The organism is Kribbella ginsengisoli, from assembly GCF_039537185.1.
Classification (GTDB): Bacteria; Actinomycetota; Actinomycetes; order Propionibacteriales; family Kribbellaceae; genus Kribbella; species Kribbella koreensis.
In genome coordinates this window covers 198,260-223,303 of the sequence record NZ_BAABAA010000005.1, presented here as the reverse complement: position 1 = coordinate 223,303, position 25,044 = coordinate 198,260, and the positions used below count along the sequence as shown (strand labels likewise).

The window sequence follows — 25,044 nt, the reverse complement described above, 5'->3', positions numbered from 1 at the left end:
CGGCGCTCGCCCACCGGCGGGCGCCGTACACACGCCTATGAACAGCACCGCTGCCCCCACCTCCACAGCGTTCACCGCGCCGGCGGCCGAGCAGGCCCTGATCGACACCCTGCCACCGGGCTTCCGCTGGGGCGTCGCGACCTCGGCGTACCAGATCGAGGGCGCCATCGACGTCGACGGCCGCACGCCGTCGATCTGGGACACCTTCTGCAAGGTGCCCGGCGCGATCGACAATGGCGACACGGGTGACATCGCCTGCGAGCACTACACCCGGATGCCGGCCGACGTCGCCCTGATCAAGGACCTCGGGCTGGACACGTACCGGTTCTCGGTCTCCTGGCCGCGGGTGCAGCCGGGCGGTCGCGGTGGGGTGAACCCGGCCGGGATCGCGTTCTACGACCGGCTGGTCGACGAGCTGCTTGCCCAGGGCATCGATCCTTGGGTGACCCTGTACCACTGGGATCTGCCGCAGGAGCTCGAAGACGCGGGCGGCTGGCCGGTGCGCGATACGGCGTACCGGTTCGCGGACTACTCGATGCTGGTGTTCGACGCGCTGAGCGACCGGGTCGACACCTGGACGACACTGAACGAGCCGTGGTGCTCGGCGATGCTCGGCTACGCGTACGGCGCCCATGCGCCGGGCCGGAAGGAGTACCCGGCCGCTGTTGCCGCGGTCCACCACCTGCTGCTCGGCCACGGTCTCGCCACCGAGAGGATGCGGGAGGCAGCGCCTCGCAAGCTCGACATCGGCATCACGTTGAACGCGGCAACGGCGTACCCTGCCAGCGACCTGGAGCCGGACCTCGAGGCAGCCCGTCGCGCCGACGGCATGGGCGCGCGGCTCTACCTCGACCCGCTCGTCCACGGCCACTACCCGGCCGACGTCATCGCCGACCTCGCCGCCGAAGGCATCGAGATCCCCATCCAGGAAGGAGATCTGGCCACCATCTCGGCCCCCTTCGACGTCCTGGGCATCAACTACTACTTCAGCCAGAAGTTCACCGGCTTCGGCGAAAACGGCGAAACGGTCGGCGAAGACGGCCTCCCCATCACCCGTACCCTCCCCCTGAACCGCCCCCGCACCGCCATGGACTGGGAGATCGTCCCCGAAGGCTTCACCGATCTTCTGGTCCGTATCTCCAAGGACTACCCCGGCGTCCCCATGGTCATCACCGAAAACGGCGCCGCCTTCGAAGACACCGCCGACACCACCGGCTACGTCGCCGACGAAGGCCGCACCGCCTACTTCGCCTCCCACCTAGCGGCGGTAGCCTCCGCCATCCAACAGGGCGCCGACATCCGCGGCTACCTGGCCTGGTCCCTCCTGGACAACTTCGAATGGGCCTACGGCTACGACAAACGCTTCGGCATAGTCCGAGTCGACTACGAAACCCAGGCCCGAATCCCCAAGCAAAGCGCCCTGTACCTCAAAGAGGTAGCCCAGCAACACCGCTCCAAGTAGGCAAGAACCGAACGGCCCGGACGCCTCCGTCCGGGCCGTTACCATTCCCCCGTGCCGCCGCCTTCCGCACCCGACCGAGCCTTGGGCCACATCACCGCTCTCTCCTCGGGACCGCCGCTGGATGAAACCCTCCGCATCACCCTCAACTTCCACCCCGACCGCGACGGCGGGTCTACGGCGCCCTCAACTACCGGCACCAGCCCACCGGGGCAGCGCCGCGCTTCGGCTCCGCCCACTTCCGCCTGACCGCCGACGCCCTGGCCGAGGCCGACGACCGAGATGCCCTGGACAACTACGTCGAAGCCCAGGTCCACGGCCCGGTCCGACTGGACCGCGACGTCGAGGCATTGGTCCTGGACCCCAGCCACCGCGGCACACCAATCGAGCAAGCAGCCCGCCGACTCCCCTGCCCAATCGAGTGGCACGCCGGCTTCCGCCTCACCACCGACGACCTACGCCGCCACCCCGACTACAGAGGCCGGCAGTACGTAGACCTCGGCCTGTCGATCGAAGTAGACGGCTGGCTGACGCCGTCAATCCTCGGCGACGCGGCGGCGCTCGGACAGCACGACCCCCAGGCCTTCAAACGCGTCTGGCACTACTTGGCCCGCTTCGGCGACGAGTCCAGGTGACCTCAGCACCGGTCAATCGGATCGAGCGGTGATGCACGGTGTGGCCGGAGGCAACGCTGTGAGTGTGCCCGGGCGGCCGGGTCAAGGGACCTATGGCATGAATCCTCGAACTCTTTCGGCTCTGGCTCCGCCGACGGATGTCGCGACCCTGAAAAGGACTGCTTGGCGCAGGGGACTGGGGGGCGATCCAGGCAGGATCCGAGTCCAGAGGGAGGCTGATCGTGAATGTCAGAAGATCCACCACGTGCCTGACGGTATTGGCGGTGATCGCGGGTTCCATGACGTGGCTGGCGGGGCCCGTCAGTGCGGTCACGCCGGCGCGCGTGTCCGCTGCGGGTCCGGTGTCGCCGACTGACGAGACCAAGGTCCCACACTACTTCGGGCCCTATCCGAACTGGGCCAACAGCCCGGCCACGCTGTCGACCGCGGCGGTGAAGATCAACGGGACGGGGACCGGGGCGGCGGCTGTGGCCCAGGTCGACCCGGCGACCGGTGGGATCACATCGATCACGGTCACCGCTCCCGGTCACGACTACGACGCGACGACGACGGTGACCGTCGATGGCAGCACTGGTACGCCGGCCGGCGCGACTGCGACGGTCAACCCGACCGGCGCGGTCGTCAACCTCACAGTAGGCAGCGCCGGCACCGGGTACAGCGGGTTCGGCGTCGCGATCACCGGTGGCGGTGGCACCGGTGCGACCGCGACCGCCTCTGGGGGCGTGGACGCCGTTCACATCGCCGACGGTGGCAGCGGCTACACGATGCCGACTGTCGACTTCGACCTGCCCGACGATCCCAACGGCACCGTCGCCAAGGGACACGTGCCGATGATCGCCAACGGCGACCCGGTCGACGGGATGAACGCCAACGGCACGATCACCGCGGTCGTCGTCGATTCACCCGGCTCGGGTTACAGCACGGCGCCCGCAGTCACGGTTCGCGACGGCACGATCTTCGACCCGATCACCGGGTCCACCCCGGCCACTGCCACGGCCGATCTGAAGCTGGTCGCTGCCACCGTGACCGACCCTGGTACCGGCTACACGAGTACGCCGGCGGTCGCGGTCACCGACCCGACCGGGACCGGCACAGGGGCGGCCGTGACGGCAGTCACCGACGTCGGCTCGATCAGCGGGATCACCGTGGACACGCCTGGAAACGGGTACCTGTCCCCGGGCCTCAAGAAGTTCCAGGACGAGCTTCCGGTCACCTGCAACCCGGGCACCGACGGTACGGGCTGCCCGCTGGCGCCGAGTACCCCGGCGATGGGGCCGGCCGCGAAGTTCATTCCCACCGCGGTTCCGGAGGCCAAGACCTACAACGGCAAGGCGAGCGACGAGTACGTCATCGGTCTGGTGCAGTACCGGACGAAGTTCTCCTCAGACCTGCCGCCGACCTTGGTCCGCGGCTACGTGCAGCTATCCACCCCTGGAGTTCCGGGCCGGCAGGTGCCGCTCTACAACGAACTGGTGGACGGCACCCGGCAGCAGATCGCCGGCTACACCGGTGTCGCCTCGCCGCAATGGCTCGGCCCCATCATCGCCGCGACGAAGGACAAGCCGGTACGGATCGTCTTCCGCAACCTGTTGCCCACTGGTGCCGCCGGTGATCTGTTCCTGCCCACCGACAGCACCATGATGGGATCGGGCACAGGCCCGACCGGGCAGGCCGCACCGACCAACGCCGGCACCGTCATGGACGGCGTACGCAACCCGGCCTGTACGCAGTACCCGAAGGACGCCGCTTGCTTCAAGGACAACCGCGCCACGCTGCACCTGCATGGCGGGGTCACGCCGTGGATCAGCGACGGTACGCCGCACCAGTGGATCACGCCGGCCGGGGAGAACACCCCATGGCCGCAGGGTGTGAGTGTTCGCACCGTGCCTGACATGGTCGACGGCTCGGGCGCCGAGGTCTGCGCCGCCGCCGACGACGGCTGCTCCACCTTCTACTACACGAATCAGCAGAGTGCGCGGATGATGTTCTACCACGATCACTCGTGGGGGATCACCCGGCTGAACGTGTACGCCGGCGAGGCCGCCGGTTACCTGATCACCGACGACACGGAGAAGGCGCTGGTCAGCAGTGGCACGATCCCTGGTGAGGCCGACAGTCTCCCGCTGATCGTGCAGGACCGGACGTTCACCCCGGACCAGGCCCAGCTCAAGCTGCAGGACCCCACCTGGGACGAGCAACGCTGGGGCGCCAAGGGCAGCTTCTGGTACCACCACGTCTACATGCCTGCACAGAACCCGGGTGACCCCTCGGGGATGAGTGCCTACGGCCGCTGGATGTACGGGCCATGGTTCTGGCCGCCGGCCACCGGCACGGTCAACGGCCCGATCGCCAACCCGTACTTCGACCCCGCCTGCAAGCTCGACGTCCCGTCGACCTGGCAGTACCAGACCGATCCGTTCTGTGAGCCCGAGCAGATCCCCGGGACGCCGAACATCTCAGCAGGGATGGAGCAGTTCAACGACACCCCGATCGTCAACGGGGTGGCCTACCCCAAGGTGACTCTGCAGCCGAAGAGCTACCGGCTGAGGATGCTCAACGCCGCCAACGACCGGTTCTTCAACCTCCAGTGGTACACCGCCGATCCGACCCAGGGTGACGGCACCACCGAGGTAGCGCTGAAGCCCAACGAGCTCCAGGCAGCGCAAACAGATCCGACGGTGTCACCGACACCGGTGGGCGCCAACAACAACGCTTTCGGCCCCGACTGGGTTCAGATCGCCAACGAGAGTGGCTTCCTGCCCGCTCCCGCGGTGATCGACGGCCAGCAGCCGACGACCTGGATCACCGACCCGACCCGGTTCGACGTGGGCAACGTCGACAAGTCGTCGTTGCTGCTCGCACCGGCGGAGCGGGCCGACGTCATCGTCGACTTCTCGAAGTTCGCCGGCAAGACGCTGATCCTCTACAACGACGCTCCCGCCGCGTTCCCGGCCAGGGTGCCGTCGTACGACTACTACACCGGAGCACCGGACCTCCGCCCGGCCGGCGCCCCGTCCCCATTGGCCGGCTACGGCCCCAACACCCGCACGGTGATGCAGGTGACGATCGCCGCCAGCACGCCCGCGGCCGCGTTCGACCTCACCAAGCTCCGCGCCGCGTTCACGCACAAGGCCAACGGTTCCGGGGTCTTCGAGTCGGGGCAGAACCCGATCGTCGTCGGTCAGGCGGCCTACAACTCGGCGTACGGCTCGTCGTTCGCCGCCAGCAGCAACTGCAACGTCGCGAACACCAACGTACAGCGGTGTGACGGCCTGCTCCGGGTGAACGACACCGGCACCTTCGGCTTCAACACGTTGCGGTCGCCGGCCACGAAGGTGTCCATGAAGCTGGAGCCGAAGGCGATGCACGACGAGATGAACTCCTCGACCTTCGACGAGTTCGGGCGGATGCAGGCCAACCTCGGCCTCGAGGCCCAACCACCGAGTCCAGGGCAACAGAACGTCACCCTGTACCCGTACGTCAATCCACAGACCGAACTGATCGACGGCACCAAGCTGCCGACCGCCGACGTCAAGGCCAGTCCGATCAGTGACCTGAAGGACGGCACGCAGATCTGGCGCTTCACCCACAACGGGGTGGACACGCACCCGATCCACTTCCACCTCTTCGATGTCCAGGTGCTGAACCGGGTGACGTGGGACAACATCATCATCCCGCCGGACCCTGGCGAGCTGGGGTGGAAGGACACGGTGCGGATCAGTCCGCTGGAGGACACCATCGTGGCGCTGCGCCCGATCATCCCGAAGGTGCCGTTCGAGGTGCCGAACTCGGTGCGGGCCCTCAGCCCGATGAGTCCGATCGGGTCGGCGGTGGGCTTCAACAGCATCGACCCGCAGGGCAATCCGACGGCGGCGATCACCAACCAGCTGGTCAACTTCGGCTGGGAGTACGTCTACCACTGCCACATCCTGTCCCATGAGGAAATGGACATGATGCGACCGGTAAGCCTCGCGATGCCGCCGCTCAAGGCCGAGAACCTCGCCTTCACCTTCACCGGCAGCGGCGCCAACCGGAGGGTGCGCCTGACCTGGACCGACAACTCGATCACCGAAACGTCGTTCGTGGTCCAGCGCACGACCAACGGCATCGACTGGACCACCGTCTCAACGGTGCAGTCGCCGCTCAACCAGACCAACACGAAGGGATCAACACTGGTCACGGTCGACCCGACGTCCAATGCGACGACGCCTTACCGCTACCGGGTACAGGCTGTGAACACAGTCGGCTACGGGTCGGGCTTCCCGACCATGTCGGTCCAGTCGACCTCGAGCGAACTCGGCGTCAACCTCCCGGCAGCTCCGACACTGCTCACGGCGGCGCTGCAGGCAGGGCCTCCCAGGGTGGTGCTCACCTGGCGTGACAACGCGAGCAACGAGTCCGGCTTCGCGGTCGAGCGCTCGACCGACGGCGGCACGACGTTCAGCAGGATCGCGACAAGGGCCGCCGGCGCCGGCACCGGGAACGTCACGTTCACCGACACCGGCGTGGCACTCGGTTCCACGTACGTCTACCGGGTCGCCGCCGAGAACGCCGCCGGAACCTCGGCATTCACCCCGGCGTTGACCGTCACCGTCGACGTCCCGGCCGTACCGACAGCCCTGGTCGGCAGCGCCGCTCGGCAAGGCGGCGGGGAGCGGGTCACCCTCACTTGGAACGGTGTCGCCGGAGCTTCCGGCTACACCATCCAATGGAGCGCAACCCCAGCATTCACGACGGTTGCCGGCACCACGAACCTCGGAGCCGTCACGACCGTCACGACCGGAACCATCGCTCGACAGGCGTGGTACTTCCGGATCCGTGGCACCAACGCACTAGGTACCGGCGCCTGGTCGACACCGGTCCTGGTGGCCGCTGCTCTCTGACCAATCACCGGCTCATCAAACACCCAGCTGGAGGAGGTACCGAACCAAAGGAACGGAGCGGCGCCGGGTCACACAACGTGCCCCGGCGCCGCTCCACGAGCAGGCGAGCCCGGCGGCGGCTAGCGCCAGGTGATTTCGGGGGCTCGGTAGAAGTTGATGCTTAGGGTGTCCCAGCGGGAGCCTTGGGCGCCTAGGCGGGTTTTGTAGGTGGTCCAGTCGAGGGCGGAGGACGGGGACCAGCCGAGCTCGGCGATGCCTGGTAGGCGGGGGAAGGCCATGTATTCGAGCTTGTCGAGGTTGTCGAGGGTTTCGGACCAGATGGGGGCTTCTACGCCGGCTACTGCGGTGGTGGGGAGGTTCGGGATGAGGGTGGACGGGTTCCAGCTGTAGGACTTCTGGATGCTGACGTAGCCGGCCCAGGACAGGCCGTACGGAGTACTGGAGTTGTACTTCATGTCCAGGTAGGCGCGGTTGGCCGGGGACAGGACTACCTTGGCGCCTTGGGCGGCGGCCTTGCGGGCCAGGTCGCGGGAGCGGGTGTCGTCAGTGCCCCAGTACTGCGCGATGCTGTTGGCCGGGAGGCTGGTCTCGGCGATCTCTTGCCAGCCCATCACTCGCTTGTTCTGCTTGGTGACAAGGGCGGACGCCTTCGGGACAAAGGTCAGGTAGTCGGAGTGCGGGGTCGAGTGCGCCTCATCCCCGCCTAGGTGGACGATGTCGCCAGGGGTCTGCTGGGCCACCTCACGGAACACGTCGTCGAGGAACGTGTACGTGACGGGCTTCGCGACGCAGAGGGAGCTGAAGCCGACATCGGTGCCGGTGTAGAGCGGCGGAGCGACCCCGTTGCAGTTGAGCTGCGCATAGGACGCCAGTGCCGCGTTGGTGTGGCCGGGGGTGTCGATCTCGGGGATGACCTGCAGGTAGCGCTCACCGGCGTACCGGACGATCTCGGCGAAGTCTGCCTTGGTGTAGAAGCCTCCTGGCGTGCCGCCGACCTCGAGGCTTCCCCCGTACGTCGTGAGCCGCGGCCACGAGTCGACCTGGATGCGCCAGCCCTGGTCGTCCGAGAGGTGCAGGTGGAGCTTGTTGAGCTTGTAGAGGGCGGCGAGGTCGATGTACCGCTTCACCTCGGTCAGTGAGAAGAAGTGGCGGGATACATCGAGCATGGTGCCGCGGTAGGCGTAGCGCGGTGAGTCGTCGATCGTCGTACCGGCCACTGTCCACGGGCCGGCCTGCTGGGTCGACGCCTCGGACTTGGCGGGCAGTAGTTGCCTGACGGTGGTGAGGCCGCGGTACAGGCCTTCGGGGGTCGCTGCGGTCACGCTGAGCGCGGTGCTGTCGGCGCGCAACTGGTAGCCCTCGGCACCGAGCGAGGCGGGGCCGTTGGTGGAGAGCTTGATGGTGGCGGTGCCCGGCACTATCGCTAGTGGGTAGCCGGTTGAGACGCGCAGTCTGGCGGCGAACTGTTCTGCGACCTTGCCGGCGGCTTGGCTTTCGGCGGCGTCGGTGGCGACGTTGATCGCGCTCGAGCTGGTCAGGGTGAAGGTCTGGCCGGTGAGCGCGGTTTGGCTGACCGGCTTGGGGATCAGGCTGGGTGCGGGGTCTGCTTGTGGCGTGGCCAGGGCAGTCGTTGTGGGTGCGAAGAGGGGTGTCGCGAGCAGAGCGGCGGTGAGGATGCCGGCTAGCGAGACCCGTCCTGGGCGGCGGGCGAGTCGTGTCATAACCGTGAGTGTTCGGGCCCTCACCGGTCGAGTCAAGGCCCGGTCCGTGGGGTAGCTTTTCGGCATCCGGACATTGGGGAGCGTTATGGGTGAGTACGTGCAATTGGGGGCCGTGAAGACCTGGTACGACGAGCACGGGGCGGGCTCGGGTGAGCCGCTTGTGCTGATGCATGGCGGGCTGGTGGACGCACGGTTCTTCGAGGCGAACACGCCCGCGCTGGCCGAGCACTTCCACGTCTACACGCCGGAGCGGCGTGGGCACGGGCATACGCCGGATGTCGAGGGCCCGATCAGCTACCAACTCATGGCCGACGACACGATCGCGTTCCTCGAGACTGTGATCGGCGGGCCGGCCGATCTGGTCGGGCACAGCGACGGCGCCTTCACCGCGATGCTCGTCGCGATGCAACGCCCTGAGCTGGTCAATCGGCTCGTGCTGATCAGCGGCGGCTTCAACAAGTCGGGCGAGGCGGGCCCGGAGACGGAGTGGGACGTCCCGGCGATCACCCAGTTCCTCGGCCCGGCGTACGGCGAGGTCTCCCCCGACGGCGAGGACCACTTCCCCGTCGTCGCCACCAAGATCGGCGAAATGGCCGCCAAGGAACCCGACCTGCGCGCCACCGACCTCAACGTGATCACCGCCCGCACCCTGGTGATGTTCTCCGACGACGACCTGGTGACGCTCGCCCACGCCGTCGAAATGTACGACAACATCCCCAACGCCGAATTCGCCGTAGTCCCCGGCACCTCCCACTTCCTGCCCCAGGAAAAGCCGGCCCTCGTCAACGCCCTGGTCCTCGACTTCCTCACCAACACCCCCGTCCCAACCGTCGCCCCCATCCGCCGAGCACCTGCCCCCGAAAACACCTGACCCAACCGACCACTGGCCCCTAGCCGCAACGATCCACCACACCGCGACCCAACTCCTCGGCCAGAACCGGCGACCTTGAACAGGTTCCGGTGGGTTTGAACACCGAATAGCTTGTTCAAGGTCACCGTTTGGTGTTCGAGCCCACCAGTGGTGGGCTCGGACACCAAGGGCTGCGCGAGATCTGGTTCGGGTGGCGGGGATCGGTCATGATGGCGAGTTCCGAGTGCACCGATCTGGGGACGGGTGAGCCATGCGCGGAATCGTCAGGGCGGCCGTGGTCGCGATGCTGTTGGTACTTCCGGCGACGGGGTTGGCGCCGGCCCGCGCCACGGTGGGGACCGAGCGGGGAGCGGCCGAGTCGGCGGCGGTTGGGTCCCCGGCGACCGGGTCGGGCGGCGTACCGGCGTACAGGGCTGAGGTGGTGCCTGCGTGGACGCCGCCGCTCAGTACTCGGGGGCGGTGGATTGTGGATGCCAACGGGGACCGGTTTCGGTTGAGGTCGGGGAATTGGCATGGGGCCAGCGGGACCTGGAACGGGTCCGGTGACAGCGAGGTCGATGCCAATCACCATGCGGGCGAGAACAGTGGGCGGATGCCGCTGGGGCTTGATCGGGCGGCGATTGCGGACATCATCGGCGGGTTCGGCGAGCTGGGGCTGAACAGCATTCGGTTGCCGTTCTCCAATGAGATGGTGCATGACGCGCGCCCGGTGACGGACGCTTCGGTGGCGGCCAATCCTGAGGTGCGGGGGAAGACGCCGTTGCAGGTGTACGACGCGGTCGTACAGGCGCTCACCACCGCCGGGTTCGCCGTGATCCTCAACAACCACACGAACACGACCCGCTGGTGCTGCGGCATCGACGGCAACGAGCGCTGGAACAAGAGCCAGTCCGACCAGACCTGGGAGAGCGACTGGCTCTTCATGGTCAACCGCTACAAGACCAACCCCCGCGTCGTCGGAGCGGACCTGTACAACGAGGTACGCCGTGACATCCTCGACGACCCGAACTGGGGCCTCGGCGACGCCCACGACTGGTTCGCCGCAACCCAACGCCTCGGCGACCGCATCCTCACCGAAGCCAACCCGAACCTGCTGATCGTTGTCGAAGGCATCAACTGGACCGGCATCCCGATCGACGGCTTCCCGCACGAACGCCCGACCCTCGAGCCGGCCCGCAGCCTGTCCCACACCCTGGTCGCGTCCAGCAAACTCGTCTACTCCGCGCACTTCTACGGCTACACCGGTCCCCGCCACAGCGGCGCGACCGGCACCGGCGAGACCAGTGATCCGCGCTACCAGGACCTCTCCCCCGCCGATCTGATCAGCGAACTCAACCGTCAAGCCTTCTTCGTCACCGGCGAGGACGGCCACTTCACCGCGCCCTTGTGGATCAGCGAATTCGGCGTCGGCGGCCGCGAGGAGACCGGCGCCAAACCACGCGCCTGGTTCGAGAACTTCGTCGACCAATTGATCCGTACCGACGCCGACTTCGCGTACTGGCCACTGGTCGGCTGGCACACCAACCGAACCGGCAACGGCTGGGCGTTGCTGCACTGGGATTCCGCCGGCCACCGAATGGGCCTGTACGACGGCGACGACTGGCGCGCCTCCGCGTGGACCCGCCTTCTTGCCGCCCCGAGTAGAACCGGCCAGATCCCACCCACGCCGTACTGGAAAATGCTCAGCCCCGACCACGGCGACTTCGTCGAGTCCCTCCGCATGCGAGCCGCCGGCGACTGGGACTCCGGCGCCCGCAAAGCCGCCTGCCCCGACGGCACCCGCCTGATCGCCCTGGCCCACACCAACAACCGAGCCCTCTGCCGCTCCGGCGTCTCTTCGACCGGCTACGAAGTGGTGAAAGACGAACGCCACGTCTCCCCCGACTGGGCCTCCGGCTACACGAAGTACCAATGCGCCCCAGGCTCCTTCGTCATCGGCTACAGCGTCCGCGGCGCCCGCCTCTCCTCCGCCCTCTGCGCCTCCGCCGCCCTCCCCCCAGGCACCTCCGCCCGAACCGTCTGGTTCGACCGAAGCGACAACCGCCCACCCACCAACGGCGGCGACTTCGCCCCCAACAACTACAAAGGCCAGTGCACCGACACCGAATACATCGCAGGCATAGCCTTCACCACCCGCGTAGGTTCCTCCGGCACCCCAGCCGCCCTCTACTGCCGCCAACTCGGATAACGCTCCTCACGCCGGACTAGCCCGCAGTGACACTCCGCCCGCCCCTACAGCCCCCTCGTCAACCGGATCCGGCGACCTTGAACACCCAGCCCACCACAGCCGCCCGGCTCCATCCGCCATCAGTGGTTGGTGCAGAGGGCGTGGTCGATCAGGGCTCCGGTGGCTTTGTCTTGGGCGATGACGTTGGCGACGGAGTCTTGGCGTTCGGTGATTCGGCGCCCGTCGTTGCCGTTGCCTCGGACAACACCCGGCAACCACCGCTCCACCGAGTCGTCCAGCGAAACCTTCCGCTCTCCGACCAGCTGCAGGATCACCGTCGCCACGAACGTCTTCGTACTGCTACCAGTCCGGAAGAACCCGTTCGCCGGTACCGGCGCCCCGGTCCGCAGATCAGCCACCCCACTCACCGCCGTCGTCGTCCCAGACCTGTTCGAAACCCGAGCCTGTACGCCGACCGCCCCCGTCGCACGAATCGCGTCAACATCCCGCTGCAACTCGCCGCCGGCCCGCGCGACCGATGCGCCACCGACCGGCGCGCTCGCCGCCAACGCGGCCGTCGCCGGTGGGGTCGTCGCCGGTGGGGTCGTCGCCACTGCTGTCGTCGCCAGCGCGGTTGTCACCAGCGCCGCACCCAAGATCGCTGTCAGCACACCCCTCGGACAGTTCGTCATCATCATCTCCCTGCCTAGCTTGAACGGTCCTCCTCAAGCTAGGCAGCGCCGAGGACGAGCACAGTCACCCTCACACCCGTTCCGAGGTAGAGCAGACTCAACCATCAGCCCAATCAACAAGCCGAGCGCCCAACTCAGCCACCAGCCGCCGCAACTCCAGCGGCTCCTCAACCACAAACGGCCGATCAAGCCCCGCCAGCAACGCCGGCACCCAATCCAACCGCTCAGCCCAAAACTCAACCCGCACCTCGGCATCAAGCGGGGTGATAAGGGCGAGGCCGAGTGGGAGCTTGCGTTGGACGTCGTCGACCGAGCCTTGAACTCGTACTGAGATCTTGTGGGCCCAGGGCGCGGTTGCCAGTGACCTCAGGACGGTGCTCGGCAGGTCCGCGGGAGCAGGCTCGGAGATGGTTGCTGCTAGCAACGATGCTGATGTGATGCGATCCAGGCGGAAGGTGCGGTCATGGGTGGCGACGTACCAATGGCCGGCATGGCCGACCACTCCATCCGGTGCGATCGTGCGGGTGGTGCTGATGCTGCGCCTGTCGACGTAGGTGATCTCAACGGTCCGGCGGTCGCGGGCGGCCTCGGCGATGGTCAGTAGGAGGTCGGTGTCGACGGCCGTGGTGGATCGCGGCGGAGCGGTGAACGATGAGGTGGCGAGCAACGCGCCGAGTCGATCGGCCAATCGGGTTGGGAGCACTCGACGGAGTTTTGCCAGCGCGCTCTCGGAGGCGTGCGACTCCGGTACCAATCCCGCCCGACGGCCAACCACCAGGCCAAGGGCGACGGCGACCGCTTCGTCGTCCGTGAGCATCAGCGGTGGCATCCGGTAGCCGGGGGCGAGTCGGTAGCCGCCGTAGCGGCCGCGCACCGAGCGGACCGGGATGTCGAGCTCGACGAGATGCTCGGCGTACCGGCGTACCGTCCGCTCGTCGACGCCGAGCCGCTCGGCCAGATCTCCGACCCGCCGCGTGCCACCGCCCTGGAGCAACTCCAGCAGCGCCAGCACCCGCGAAGTCGGCCTCGTCACACCGAGAAGAATACCGGGCGGATCCTGTCCGGTATCACCTCTACCGTCGACGACATGACAACCTTCGCCTCAGTCCGCATCGTCACCGACAACCTCGACCGCCTGACCGCCTTCTACGAACACGTCACCGGCCTCACCGCGAGCCGCCCGGCGCCGGTGTTCGCCGAGTTCCGCACCAACGCCGGCACCTTCGCCATCTCCAGCAGCGACCTGACCACGAAGCTGTACGGCGAAGACGTCGTCCGCCCCGCCGCCAACCACACGGCGTTCCTGGAGTTCCAGGTCGAGGATGTCGACGCCGAGTACGAACGGCTCAGCGACCTCGAGTTCGTCCAGAAGCCGACCACCATGCCCTGGGGCAACCGCTCCCTGCTCTTCCGCGACCCCGACGGCAACCTGGTCAACCTCTTCACCCCGCCCGGCTCCGTCCCGACCGACAGGACATAGTCCTTCGATCAGGCTCCACCGGCGCCTCCGTGAGCGTGGCGAACGGGCGGACCACCGACTATGTCCTGTCGATCGGGACGCCCCACCGGAAGGGGCAGACCGCGTAGGCGATCTGCCCCCTGTACTTCAGCCTCAGCAGGTGGCCGTCGGCGCTGCCCAGTCGGCGCGGTCGTTGTAGCCGCCGTCGCCGGCGTCGCTGACCACCAGGTCGAGGACCCGTACGCCGGTGAGGTCGACATCGACCGGCTTCGGGTGATCGCGATCGACGACCCCGGAGTCGAACAGCACCTTGCCGTCACCGATCACCTGGAAGGTCGAGGTCCCGCCCTCCGGCCCGACGTTCCGCACCGCGTCATCGATCCCGACAGTCGCCGTGAACTTGGTGCACTGCTGCCCGACGTAGTACCGGACCAGCGACGGCGAAGCGACGCCGATACCCGTCGGATACGTCTGGCTGACCAGGCTGATCGGCGAACCGCCGCCGACACTCTCATCGACCGTCGGCGACATCCAGCCGCTGGTCGCGCTGATCCAGGGGTGGTGCGAGAGCGCCGCGACCCCGTCCGGCGGCACCGGCGCGATGACCAGCGGCGACACCGTCACCTGCTGCTGCTTGCCATACCCAAGAGTCTCGTACTGCGTGGTCGCGGTCAGCGACGCGTTCCCCGCAACCGCCGTCGCCGGCAGCGTCACCTTGAAGGCCAAAGTGGTCTTCTGGCCGGGAGCCAGCAACGCCGGAGCCTTGCCGACCGGAGTGACCGTCCAACCAGCAGCGGCGGTCAGCGCGACGGTCGGCTTGAAGACCGGAAGCACACCGTCGTTGCGCACGGCAACCTCTGCCCGCAGCTCGTCGCCACCGGCGACAACGGGAGCGCTGCCTTCCGGAAGCACCTGCGTGCCGACCTGGGTGACCTGCGGGATGCCGGCCGTGACGTGCGGGATGCCCGGGACACCAACTGCCGGGCTGACCCGGAACAGGGCAGTACCGTGAGCCGGTACGGCGGCGCTGATCGTGCCGGCGCTTTCGGTGACCGCGTTGGTCCAAGCGTTCTTCAGCGTGAAACGACCACCCTGCAGACCGACTGCCGAGGCGGTCGTGGTGAGGGTCTTCGCGCTGTCGCCACGGTTGAGCAGTACGACCGCGCGGCTGCCGTCCGCAAGACGCTTGACCCACGTCTCCGTAGTACCGGCCGCACCAACACGCACCGCTTGTACGGCCGCCTTGTCCTGGTTGATCGCGATGACATCGGGGTCGGTCAGCATGCCGATCGTGGTCGCGCTCAGCTTGCGAATGTCGCTACCCACAACGAGCGGAGCGGCCGCAACCGACCACAGCGTCAGCTGCGTACGAAACTCCTCGTCGGACATTCCAAGCTCAGGCGCCAGGTAGTCCGGGTCACTGAACGCGCCGGGCTTGACGACCTCGGGGTGCCGGGCGTTCGCGTCGTAGTTGCGCAGGACGTCCTTGAACTTGATGTCGCCCTGGAAGCCGACATCGGTGTACGTCCGCCACGACTGCGCGATCCCCGGCGCGTACGACCAGGAGTTGATCGACTGCTGCGACTCGGGGTAGTTGCCCCAGTCCGGCGACGTCACCGGGTTGCAGAGGTTGAAGATCAGCGGCCGGTGACTCGCGTTGTTGTGCAACGCGTTGGCGAACTCGGTGAAGACCGTCTTCGGGTCGAGGTTCGCGGCGATACCGCAGAGGTAGTCGACCTTGACCGCGTCGAAACCCCAAGCAGCGAAGGTGTCCGCGTCGTGCTGGTAATACCCGCCGCTACCGAGACCACACTTGCCCGGGATGTACGGGCCGGCGTCGGTGTAGATGCCTGCCTTCAGGCCCTTGCTGTGGATGTAGTCGACGAGCGGCTTGAGCCCGTTCGGGAACTTGGCCGGGTTGGGGACCAGGTCGCCCGCCGCGCTGCGCGACTCGTCGGCCTGCCAGCCGCCGTCGAGCCAGACGATGTCGTAGCCGGCCTTCTTCAGGCCGCGGCTGACCATGGAGTCGGCGACGGAGCGGATGGTCGTCTCGGTGAAGTCGCCGCCGAGGCCGTAGTACGTGTTCCATCCCATGTACGGCGTGGGGCTGAGTACCGGGGATGTGGTGGCGGCTGCTTGGGGCGTGGCGCTGGTGGTCGTGGCTGCTGCGGTGGTCGCGACCGCGGCGGTCACCAGGACCGCCGAGAGCGCGCCGCCGAGCAGGGCGGATAGTCGTTTCACGTCTTCATCCTTTTAGTTGGACGGGGTGATGACCAGGCATTGCGAATCGGTCGAGTCATCCCGGGGGACGCCGACCTGCAGCAGGTAGCTGCCCGGGTAGACCTCAGTTCCCACCCGGTAGTTCTTGGCAGGATCCAGCTGAACGAGCGGGATCCCACGGGGTCGCGTCGGCAGAGTGCCGCGGACGTTGCCGTCGCCCGTGTTCCACAAGAACACGACGCTCCGGTCTTCTGCTACGTACTGAGTGCCCTCGGCAAGCTGATAAACCTTGCCGTGAGCAACCACATCACGGATTTCCTTGTACTGCGCAACGTGCCGCGCCGCCGTCGCCAACTGCTCGTCGGTCCAGCGCGACAGATCCGCGCCGATCCCGAGCCCGCCGGCCATCGCGACATGGAACCGGAAGTCGAGCGACCGCTCGCGCCCGTCATGAGTCCCCTCGGCGTCCGTCACCCACGAGCTCATCAGGTGCGGCGAGTACCCGGTCAGGAACCCACGCTGGATGCTCAACCGATCGAGCGGCGCGGTGTTGTCACTCGGCCAGAGCGTGTCGACGCGAGCAGCCATGCCGAGATCGACCCGCGCACCTCCGCCGGCGCATCCTTCGACGACTACTTGCGGGTGCTCGGCGCGGAGCCGGTCGAGGATCTTGTAGAGGTTCTCGACGACCCTGCCGTCGAGATCGCGCCGCTGATCCCCGGCGTCGAGCCGGGGCCGGTTCGCGTCCCACTTGAGATAGCTGATCTCGTACGACGAAAGCAGCCGGTCGAGCGTCTCCCAGATCCACTCGGCGACATCGTCCCGACTCAGATCGAGCAGCAACTGATTGCGAACCAGCAGCGGCTCGCGACCCGGCGTCTGCAGGATCCACTCGGGATGCTTGGCCGCCAACTCCGACGACGGACTGACCGACTCAGGCTCCACCCACAGGCCGAACCCGAGTCCGAGCTCCTTCAGGTCGTCGATGAATGCGCCGAGGCCGCTAGGAAAGGCCGCCGGATCGACATCCCAGTCCCCCAGCCCGCCGGTGTCATCCGACCGCCCGACAAACCACCCGTCGTCGACGACGAACGTCTCGACCCCGGCCCGCACCGCGCGCTTGGCCAGCTCGAGCTGGTGCGCGGCCCGTACGTCGAACTCGGTCGCGAACCACGAGTTGTACAAGACCTTCTGCGGCAATCCCCGCGAGAAGGTCCGCTGGTAGGCATGGAAGACCCGCGCCAATCCGTCGACACCCTCGGTACTACACCCGCCGACCGCCACCGGGGAGACCCAGCTGGATCCCGGGGCAAGAGCGAGCCCGAGGCTGGACGGAGCCCGGCCCGCCTGAATCCGGGTCTGCCCGGTGGTGTCGACGTCCGCGCTCAACTCCCAGCTCCCCGACCACGCGAGCTGTACGCCCCACGTAGTACCGGCTGGATCTTCCAAGTCGGCAACGGACAGAAATGGCGAGTACGAATGCCCGGTAATCCCCTGCCGGCTGTCGACGGAGAACCGCCCCCGCCGCAACTCAACAGCCCCTCGCTGGAACTCGCTGTTCCACTCCCCCCACAAGTACCTGACAACAGCCCCGTTGCTGGTCGGCACGACAAACCCCGCAGACGCATGCTGCCGAAGCGTCAGTTCCTCGCCGCCAAGGTTGTGCACGGAAACCCACCGCTCAACAACATCGAGTCCCGCGGGAATCCGGTAGTGCAGGACCACACGCACTTCGCGGAGGTCGTCAACGAACGCCAACTCCAGCCAGTCCCCGCCTCCGGCGGCGACGGGCCGGAGGGCGGAGGGAGAGCCGTGCTGCGCTCCAGTGGCGTGGGTTGGGTCGTACGAGGAGGTCTCGGCTGTGGCGGATCCGCTCGCGCCTACGAAGAGCGGGCGTAGCTCGTCCGAGCCGTCTGGGCCGACGACCACCAGGTCGGTCGGGGCGGTGTAGCGGACGCCTCGGGTGGCGTACTCCAGCGGCTCCACGTCAGCGCGAGGGATGAAGTGTTCGGTGCCGACCGGGGCGAGGAGCGACGGGCCGTCCGCTACAGCGTGCGGACCCCAGGCGACCAGGGCCGCCCACTGGCCATGCGACGGGACCTCCACGGCGTACGAGGTGGTTGCTCCGCGCAACGTCCATCGGGTCACTTGACGGCTCCGATCGCGAGTCCCGAGACGAAGTGCTTCTGGAACTTCAAGAAGACCGCAAGGGTCGGGACGGCCGCAATAACGGTGCCTGCGGCAATCACGTTCCAAGACGAGACGAACAGCCCCTGCAGACCGAGCAGCGCCGGCGTGACCGGCATCTTCTCGCCGGACCGGATCACCGTGATCGACCAGAGCAGATCGTTGAAGATCCAGGTGAAGGACAGAGCACCGAGCGCCGCCATCGCCGGCCGCGTGAGCGGCAGGATCACGCTGGCATAGATCTTCCCCGGCCCGGCACCATCGATCGTGGCCGCCTCCTGAATCTCCCGCGGCAGGTCACGCATGAAGCCGTGCAAGACAAAGGTGTAGAACCCAAGCCCAAACCCGACGTGCACCGCGATCAACGCATACAACGTGTCGTAATACCCAGTCAGCTCGACGAACCGCGAGATCGGGATCAGCAAGATCTGCGGCGGCAGCAAGTTCCCCATCAGCATCAGCAACAACACCGTCCGCCGGAACGGGATGTTGTACCGAGCCAACCCGTACGCCGCGATCGAAGCCAACCCAAGACTCAGGATCACCGCCGGGATCGTCACCCCCAACGAGTTCATCAGCGCCCGGAACTCGTCCGCGTCCTGCCAGGCCGACTTGTACGTCGAGAACGTGAACGAATGCGGCAACGACCCGAGCCCATTGGCCGCCACATCGTCGAAGCTCCGCAGCGAGATCACGACCACCCACAGAATCGGCGCGATCCACAGGAACGAGACGATGCTCATCGCCACGTGGTACCCACCGGTCTTGAAGCGGTTCGTCATGTCTCCTCCCGGAAGGCGCGGATCAGATAGCCGAGGATGACGGCGAGCGCGAGGATGAAGATCACCACGGCGATCGCCGACGCGTAGCCCAGTTGGGTGGACTGGAACGCGGTCGAGTACATGTACGTGCTGAGCAGCTCGGACGAGTGGTACGGCCCGCCCTTCGTCATCGACCAGACGATGTCGAAGGAACGTAGCGAGTCGATCACGATCACCGACAGCACGACCGAGTTCACGCCCTTGAGCTGCGGGATCGTCACGTACCGGGTCCGCTGCCAGGCGGACGCGCCATCGACGCGAGCCGCTTCGTAGAGAGCCGGATCGACTGCCTTCAGCCCGGCCAGATACAGCACCATCACGTACCCGATCTGCCTCCACAGAGCCGGCAGGATTACGGCGTACAGGGCAGTGTCCGGATCAGCGAGCCAGGGATGGATCCAGCTCTCGAGGCCGATGCCGCGAAGGATCGAATCGATCAGGCCGTCCGGCTGGTAGAAGACCCGCCAGATCAGCGCGGTGACGACCAGCGAGAAGACCACCGGAGTGAACAGCGCCGCCCGGTAGATGCCGACACCGCGACGCTCCTTCTGCAGGAGCATCGCCATGCCGAACCCACCGATGACACTGAGCCCACCGAACAGCACCAGCCAGATGGCCGTGTTCTTCAGCGCCGTCTTGAAGATCGGGTCGGAGAACATGTCCGCGAAGTTGCCGAAGCCGACGAACTTCGGCGCCGACAACCCGTCCCAGTTCGTCAGCGACAACCAGAACCCCTGCAGTGCGGGCCAGAACACCCACACCGCCTCGACCGCGAACGGAACGAAGACGAACGCCAGGATCAACGGCGACACTCGCCAGGGGCGTCGCTCAGCGCGTCCCGATCCGGCCGGCGCCCTGGGCGGCGACTCCGGTTCCACCGTGGTTGCGGTCACGCCTTGAACACTTTCTCGGCCGCCGCCTGCCAGTCCTTGAGGATCTTGTCGATCTGGTCCGGCTTGTCCATGAACTTGGTCAGCGCGGCGTCGGCGGTCGGCTGCAGCGCGTCGCTGGAGTCACGGTTGAAGAACTGGGTCAGCTCCTTCGCGCCCTCGATCATCGCCTTGCCCTTCTTCACCAGCGCGGTGTCGGCCGATTTGCCCAGCGGGTTCGCCGGGATCGCCGTACCGGAGGAGCTCTCGACGTAGATGTTCTGCGCCTCGGGCGTGGCCAGCCAGGTGAGGAACTTCTTCACGCCTTCGGGGTCCTTGGCCTTCTTGGAGGCGAAGTAGCCGTCGGTCGGGGCCTCTTCGGCGACCGGTACGGACGGGTCGATGATCGGGAACTGGAAGAAGTCGATGTCGTCGAGGGCGTCCTTCGGGGCCGAGTCGGCGAAGAAGGTGCCGATCAGGAACATCCCGGTCTTGCCACCGAGCAGCGCCGAGGTCGCCTCCTGGAAGGGGAACGACTTGCCCTTCGGGTCGAAGTACGGAAGCACTTCCTGCCACTTGGTGAAGACGGCCTTGACCTTCGGGTCGTCGAACCGGCCGCGGCCGGCCAGCAGGTCGCGGTGGAACGGCGCGCCGTTGATCCGGATGTCGAGGTAGTCGAACCACGCCGACGCGACCCACGGGGTGTCGCCGAGGCCGATGCCGATCGGCGGGATGCCCTTGGACTGGATCGTCTTGCAGACCGCGATGAACTCGTCCCAGGTCTTCGGCGGCGTCACGCCCCACTTGGCGAAGTTCGACTTGCGGTAGAACATGCCCCACCAGTAGTAGCTGGTCGGCACGAAGATCTTCTGCCCGTTGCTGCTGGTGGACAGCGTCTTCATCGACTCCGGGTAGTTGCCCATCGTGTCCCAGACGCTGGTGATGTCGAGCAGCAGGTCCTTCTTGGCGTAGGAGTCCGCGACCGATCCGGCGTACCAGGTGTAGACGTCCGGCGGGTTCGCCGAGGTCAGGTACGTCGGGAGCTGGGTGCGGTAGATCTCCGACGCGACGGTGTTGAGCTTGACCGTGGCGCCGCCGGTCTTGTTGTACGCCTCGACCAGCTTCTCCATCGCGGCCTTCGCCTGCTCCGCGGAGAGGTTGGACTGCAGCGAGAGATTGCCGGTCGCCCCGGTACTGGAACCCGAGCCCGGTGACGAGGTCGAGGTGGCGCAACCCGGGATCAGGGTGGCCGCCCCGAGTACTCCGAGCCCCTTGAGGAACGTCCGCCGATCAGCTGCCAGACCCGCCATGACTACTCCAGTCGATTGAGTGGTTCGTTCTGCCGAGGATCTTGCAGCCGGTCCGTCGAGCATGTCAATATTAATTCGTAAATTACGATGAAATCGCTTGACGTGGTTACCTGCTCACGGTCAACTAGTGACTCGTTCATCGTTGGAGATCGGGAGGCTTCTGGTGCGGCTGGCTGAGCGGGTGATCGTGGTGACCGGTGCCGCGACGGGTATCGGCGCTGCTTGCGTGCAGCGGCTGCTCGACGAGGGCGCTTGCGTCGTCCAGGTCGATCTCCAACCGTGCAAGGAGGTCCCGGGCCGTGCGCTGGCGGTCGTCGGCGACGTCTCCTCCCCCGACACCTGGCACGAGGTCCGGTCCCGAAGCCACGACGCGCTGGGCCCGATCGACGGACTCGTCAGCAACGCGTACACGGTCGACGTCCGGCCGGCGCACGAACTGCCGCCGGCGTCGTGGCAACGCCAGCTCGACGTGAACCTGACCGCGGCCTTCCTCGCCTTCCAGATCCTGTACGCCGACCTGGCCGCGCGCGGCGGATCGGTGGTGCTCGTCTCGTCGGTGCACGCGGTCGCGGGCATCCCCGGCCATCCGGCGTACGCGGCATCCAAGGGCGCTCTGCTCGCACTGGGCCGGCAACTCGCCGTCGAGTACGGCGGATCGATCCGGGTCAACACGGTGCTGCCGGGCCCGATCGACACCGCCGCGTGGGACCGTGTCACAGCGGAAGGCAAGGCACAGAGCGCGAAGGCCACGGCCGTCGGGCGGCTGGGTCGTCCGGACGAGGTGGCCCAGGCGGTGGCGTTCCTGCTGTCCGGGCAGGCATCGTTCATCACCGGCGCCGAGCTGCTGGTCGACGGCGGCTGGGCCGCGGCCAAGGACTCGGCATGACGAAGACGGCGGTACCGGAGTACGGCGCGGCGATGCCGGGAACTCCGATGACAGTGAGGTCCGGCGCGAAGCGCGCGAGCAGCGGAGTGGGGAGAGCGGCGTGACGGGGATTCAGCGCGGGATATCGCGGGGACTGCACGGGCAGATCGTGGAGGTGATGGCGCAGCGCATCCTGTCGGGGCAGATCCCCGAGGGGTCGACGATCAACGTGCCCGATCTGCAGGCAGACCTCGGGGTCAGCCTGACCGCGGTCCGCGAGGCGCTCAAGGTGCTGACCGCGAAGGGCCTGGTCGACGCGCGGCAGAAGCGCGGCACGTTCGTCCGCCCGCGGTCGGACTGGAACCTGCTCGACGCGGACATGATCCGCTGGCATTTCGATGACGATGACGTCCGGCCGGAGCTGCTCGAGGAGCTGCACGAAGTACGGGGCATCGTCGAGCCGGCGGCCGCGCGGCTGGCCGCAGTACGGGCCTCTGACGCGCAGATCGATCTGCTCGACACCGCCTTGGCCGCGATGTCGTCGGCGACCAACGACCTCGATGCGGCCGAGGCGGATGTCGCGTTCCACAAGGCTTTGCTCGCCGCCACCGGCAACGAGTTGCTCACCAAGATGGAGGTCGTCATCGAGACCGGGCTGGCTGGTCGCGATCGGCTGGTGCACAAGGTGAAGTCGTCGGACGATCCCGTACCGAGCCACGCGCGCGTGGTGGACGCGGTACGGGCGCACGACCCCGAGGGCGCCGAGCTGGCGATGCGCGAGTTGCTGGCCAAGGCTGCTGAGGACCTGTCCGCAGTACGGAAGACGACCGGCCGGGGTGGCAAGTGAAGATCGAGCGGATCGAGACGTTCCTCGTCGCACCGCGCTGGCTGTTCTGCCGGATCGAGACCAGCGATGGCGTCGTCGGGTGGGGCGAGCCGGTGGTCGAGGGGCGCGCCGAGGTGGTGCGGACCGCGATCGAGGTGCTGTCGGAGTACCTGATCGGCCAGGATCCGTTGCAGATCGAGCGGCACTGGCAGATCTTGGCCAAGGGCGGCTTCTATCGCGGCGGGCCGGTGCTGAGCAGCGCGCTGGCTGGTCTCGATCATGCGTTGTGGGACATTGCCGGGAAGGTATATGGGGCGCCGGTTGCCTCGCTGCTTGGTGGGCGGGTGCGGGACCGGGCTCGGGTTTATGCCTGGGTCGGCGGAGATGAGCCGGCTGAGATCGCGGATCAGGTCGCGGCGCAGGTCGAGGCCGGGATGACCGCGGTGAAGATGAACGCCAGTGGGCGGATCCAGCCGTCGCCTTCGTTGGCTGAGGTGCGGTCTGTTGTCGCGCGGCTTGAGGCTGCTCGGTCGGTGCTGGGTGATTCGCGGGATGTGGCGATCGATCTGCATGGGCGGGTCGGGGTTGCTGCGGCCCGACGGATCTTGCATGCGGTTGAGCCGTTGCATCCGCTGTTTGTCGAGGAGCCGGTGCTGCCGGAGCATCTGCATCACCTGGCGTCGGTGGTCTCGGCGTCGACCGTGCCGGTGGCTTTGGGTGAGCGGTTGTACGGACGGTCGGAGTTCATGCCGGCGCTGGAGGCGGGGGTGGCGGTGGTCCAGCCCGACGTTTCGCATGCTGGTGGGATTTCTGAGTTGCGGCGGATCGCAGTACTGGCTGAGGCACACGGCGCTTTGCTGGCGCCGCACTGCCCGCTCGGCCCGATCTCGTTGGCGGCCTCGTTGCAGGTCTCCTTCGCCACGCCCAACTTCCTGATCCAGGAGCAGAGCCGCGGCATCCACTACAACGCAGACAGCGACCTGACCTCCTACGTGACCGACCCGACCCCCTTCACCTGGGTCGACGGCCACGCCGAATGGAATCCCCTCCCCGGCCTGGGAATCACCGTCGACGAAGACGCAGTCCGCGCCGCCGACAAGAAGGGCCACGCCTGGCGCAACCCGATCTGGACCCAAGAGGACGGATCCTTCGCGGAATGGTGACCACCCCCGGCCCCGGTCCCGACCTGCCAACCTCGACGGCCGACCTGCCAACCTCGACGGCCGACCTGCCGACCTCGGTGGCCGGCCTGCCGGCGAACGAGGTCGCGGTCGACCTGGACGACGGTGGCCGCTGGACGTCGCTGATCCTCGGCGGCCGCGAATGGCTCTGGTCCGGCCCCGGCCTGCTCTCCGGCCCCCGCGACGGTCTGACGACGTACGTCGATGTCGGCGGTCTCGACGAATGCTTCCCCACCGTCCGCGGCCTCCCCGACCACGGCGCCCTCTGGAACCAACCCTGGTCCTCCCTCGACGAAGACGAAGACTGGGACGCCGTCCAACACGCCGAAGCAGTCCTCCTCCGCCGCTTCAACGGCGGCGAACCCCCTGCAGAAATGGACGAAACCGGCGCCATCTGGGTCGACTACCGCCTGATCGCCCCACCCGGCTACCACTTCCTCTGGGCCGCCCACGCCCTCCTCGACTGCTCGGTCGGCACCGTCGTCGACCTACCCGCCGACGCAGTCGGCCGCTTCTACCCGCAGGACGGCACCAACTGGAACGAAAGCAAAACCTGGTCCGAACTCGACCTCGCCACCTACGGCCCATCCGACGGAACAGCAGTTGGCGCCGTCCTCATCGACTGCCCAACGGCATCCGTCGTGGACGGTCCACTGGCATTGGACTTCAACCTCAGTTGCCCCGGGCAACCGGTTTCGACTGCGGTGTGGCGGAACCTGGGTGGGTATCCGGCGGAGGCGCCGTACCGGAGTTTGGGTGTGGAGCCGATGCTGGGCAGGGTTTTCGGGCTGGACGAGGCCGGGCCGGGTGACGCGGCCGTCGTACCGGAGGCGGGTGAGCTGACCTGGCGGCTCGTGGTGTCCGCCAGGTCAGTCTGA

General features: G+C 67.2%; 19 protein-coding genes. 10 read left to right on the top strand and 9 right to left on the bottom strand.

Annotated features, from left to right (window positions below; genetic code table 11):
- Positions 1-37: 37 nt before the first annotated feature.
- Positions 38-1,462, top strand: coding sequence for a GH1 family beta-glucosidase (locus tag ABD768_RS19790; RefSeq protein WP_344842611.1), 1,425 nt, complete (start codon positions 38-40; stop codon positions 1,460-1,462).
- A gap of 38 nt (positions 1,463-1,500) precedes the next feature.
- Here the strand turns inward: ABD768_RS19790 and ABD768_RS19785 are convergent, their stop codons facing one another.
- Positions 1,501-1,830, bottom strand: a complete 330-nt coding sequence (locus ABD768_RS19785) for a hypothetical protein (protein ID WP_344842609.1) — start codon at positions 1,828-1,830, stop codon at positions 1,501-1,503.
- Between ABD768_RS19785 and ABD768_RS19780 the strand changes: the two genes are divergently transcribed.
- Positions 1,720-2,094, top strand: a complete 375-nt coding sequence (locus ABD768_RS19780; protein WP_344843018.1) for a DUF3626 domain-containing protein — start codon at positions 1,720-1,722, stop codon at positions 2,092-2,094. The genes ABD768_RS19785 and ABD768_RS19780 overlap by 111 nt on opposite strands.
- Positions 2,095-2,315: 221 nt before the next feature.
- Positions 2,316-6,977 (top strand): multicopper oxidase domain-containing protein, encoded by a 4,662-nt coding sequence (locus ABD768_RS19775; protein ID WP_344842607.1) that lies wholly within the window; start codon positions 2,316-2,318, stop codon positions 6,975-6,977.
- Positions 6,978-7,096: 119 nt separating this feature from the next.
- Here the strand turns inward: ABD768_RS19775 and ABD768_RS19770 are convergent, their stop codons facing one another.
- Positions 7,097-8,698, bottom strand: a complete 1,602-nt coding sequence (locus tag ABD768_RS19770; protein ID WP_344842605.1) for a beta-N-acetylhexosaminidase — start codon at positions 8,696-8,698, stop codon at positions 7,097-7,099.
- An 85-nt stretch (positions 8,699-8,783) separates the two neighbouring features.
- Between ABD768_RS19770 and ABD768_RS19765 the strand changes: the two genes are divergently transcribed.
- Together ABD768_RS19765 and ABD768_RS19760 are read left to right on the top strand one after the other, a co-directional pair.
- Positions 8,784-9,569, top strand: a complete 786-nt coding sequence (locus ABD768_RS19765) for an alpha/beta fold hydrolase (RefSeq protein ID WP_344842602.1) — start codon at positions 8,784-8,786, stop codon at positions 9,567-9,569.
- A 250-nt stretch (positions 9,570-9,819) separates the two neighbouring features.
- On the top strand, positions 9,820-11,757 hold the full coding sequence (locus tag ABD768_RS19760; protein WP_344842599.1) for a glycoside hydrolase family 5 protein: 1,938 nt from the start codon (positions 9,820-9,822) through the stop codon (positions 11,755-11,757).
- 119 nt (positions 11,758-11,876) lie between these two features.
- Here ABD768_RS19760 and ABD768_RS19755 read toward each other — a convergent pair whose 3' ends face one another.
- Together ABD768_RS19755 and ABD768_RS19750 are read right to left on the bottom strand one after the other, a co-directional pair.
- Entirely contained in the window at positions 11,877-12,428 is a 552-nt protein-coding gene (locus ABD768_RS19755; RefSeq protein ID WP_344842597.1) for a serine hydrolase, read from the bottom strand.
- A 97-nt stretch (positions 12,429-12,525) separates the two neighbouring features.
- The gene (locus ABD768_RS19750; RefSeq protein WP_344842594.1) at positions 12,526-13,461 is read right to left on the bottom strand and encodes a helix-turn-helix transcriptional regulator; all 936 of its coding nucleotides are present in this window, start codon (positions 13,459-13,461) and stop codon (positions 12,526-12,528) included.
- A 54-nt stretch (positions 13,462-13,515) separates the two neighbouring features.
- Here ABD768_RS19750 and ABD768_RS19745 point away from each other — a divergent pair, with 54 nt between their 5' ends.
- A complete protein-coding gene (locus tag ABD768_RS19745; protein ID WP_344842591.1) occupies positions 13,516-13,908 on the top strand; it encodes a VOC family protein in 393 nt (130 codons plus the stop codon).
- Between the two features lie 132 nt (positions 13,909-14,040).
- Here ABD768_RS19745 and ABD768_RS19740 read toward each other — a convergent pair whose 3' ends face one another.
- From ABD768_RS19740 to ABD768_RS19720, 5 genes are read right to left on the bottom strand one after another with little or no spacing between them, the layout of a single operon-like run.
- Positions 14,041-16,128: an NPCBM/NEW2 domain-containing protein gene (locus ABD768_RS19740; protein WP_344842588.1), complete on the bottom strand. Its 2,088-nt coding sequence runs from the start codon at positions 16,126-16,128 to the stop codon at positions 14,041-14,043.
- A gap of 12 nt (positions 16,129-16,140) precedes the next feature.
- Positions 16,141-18,255 (bottom strand): alpha-galactosidase, encoded by a 2,115-nt coding sequence (locus tag ABD768_RS19735; RefSeq protein WP_344842585.1) that lies wholly within the window; start codon positions 18,253-18,255, stop codon positions 16,141-16,143.
- Positions 18,252-19,076, bottom strand: a complete 825-nt coding sequence (locus tag ABD768_RS19730; protein WP_343964442.1) for a carbohydrate ABC transporter permease — start codon at positions 19,074-19,076, stop codon at positions 18,252-18,254. The genes ABD768_RS19735 and ABD768_RS19730 overlap by 4 nt, the downstream gene beginning before the upstream one ends.
- A complete protein-coding gene (locus ABD768_RS19725) occupies positions 19,073-20,008 on the bottom strand; it encodes a carbohydrate ABC transporter permease (RefSeq protein WP_344842582.1) in 936 nt (311 codons plus the stop codon). The genes ABD768_RS19730 and ABD768_RS19725 overlap by 4 nt, the downstream gene beginning before the upstream one ends.
- Positions 20,005-21,294, bottom strand: coding sequence for an ABC transporter substrate-binding protein (locus tag ABD768_RS19720; RefSeq protein ID WP_344842580.1), 1,290 nt, complete (start codon positions 21,292-21,294; stop codon positions 20,005-20,007). The genes ABD768_RS19725 and ABD768_RS19720 overlap by 4 nt, the downstream gene beginning before the upstream one ends.
- Before the next feature lie 127 nt (positions 21,295-21,421).
- Between ABD768_RS19720 and ABD768_RS19715 the strand changes: the two genes are divergently transcribed.
- From ABD768_RS19715 to ABD768_RS19700, 4 genes are all read left to right on the top strand, one after another.
- Positions 21,422-22,180: an SDR family NAD(P)-dependent oxidoreductase gene (locus ABD768_RS19715; RefSeq protein WP_344842577.1), complete on the top strand. Its 759-nt coding sequence runs from the start codon at positions 21,422-21,424 to the stop codon at positions 22,178-22,180.
- A gap of 100 nt (positions 22,181-22,280) precedes the next feature.
- Positions 22,281-23,006, top strand: a complete 726-nt coding sequence (locus tag ABD768_RS19710; protein ID WP_344842574.1) for a FadR/GntR family transcriptional regulator — start codon at positions 22,281-22,283, stop codon at positions 23,004-23,006.
- Positions 23,003-24,148, top strand: coding sequence for a galactonate dehydratase (gene dgoD / locus ABD768_RS19705; protein ID WP_343964432.1), 1,146 nt, complete (start codon positions 23,003-23,005; stop codon positions 24,146-24,148). Before ABD768_RS19710 ends, dgoD begins: the two co-directional genes overlap by 4 nt.
- Positions 24,142-25,044, top strand: a complete 903-nt coding sequence (locus ABD768_RS19700; RefSeq protein WP_344842571.1) for a hypothetical protein — start codon at positions 24,142-24,144, stop codon at positions 25,042-25,044. Before dgoD ends, ABD768_RS19700 begins: the two co-directional genes overlap by 7 nt.

What these genes read in the sequence shown, in the direction of transcription:
- ABD768_RS19765 (WP_344842602.1), top strand. Translation starts at nt 8,784, where the DNA reads ATGGGTGAGTACGTGCAATTGGGGGCCGTGAAGACCTGGTACGACGAG.
- ABD768_RS19730 (WP_343964442.1), bottom strand. Translation starts at nt 19,076, where the DNA reads ATGACGAACCGCTTCAAGACCGGTGGGTACCACGTGGCGATGAGCATC.
- ABD768_RS19760 (WP_344842599.1), top strand. Translation starts at nt 9,820, where the DNA reads ATGCGCGGAATCGTCAGGGCGGCCGTGGTCGCGATGCTGTTGGTACTT.
- ABD768_RS19700 (WP_344842571.1), top strand. Translation starts at nt 24,142, where the DNA reads ATGGTGACCACCCCCGGCCCCGGTCCCGACCTGCCAACCTCGACGGCC.
- ABD768_RS19755 (WP_344842597.1), bottom strand. Translation starts at nt 12,428, where the DNA reads ATGACGAACTGTCCGAGGGGTGTGCTGACAGCGATCTTGGGTGCGGCG.
- ABD768_RS19720 (WP_344842580.1), bottom strand. Translation starts at nt 21,294, where the DNA reads ATGGCGGGTCTGGCAGCTGATCGGCGGACGTTCCTCAAGGGGCTCGGA.
- ABD768_RS19745 (WP_344842591.1), top strand. Translation starts at nt 13,516, where the DNA reads ATGACAACCTTCGCCTCAGTCCGCATCGTCACCGACAACCTCGACCGC.
- ABD768_RS19790 (WP_344842611.1), top strand. Translation starts at nt 38, where the DNA reads ATGAACAGCACCGCTGCCCCCACCTCCACAGCGTTCACCGCGCCGGCG.
- ABD768_RS19770 (WP_344842605.1), bottom strand. Translation starts at nt 8,698, where the DNA reads ATGACACGACTCGCCCGCCGCCCAGGACGGGTCTCGCTAGCCGGCATC.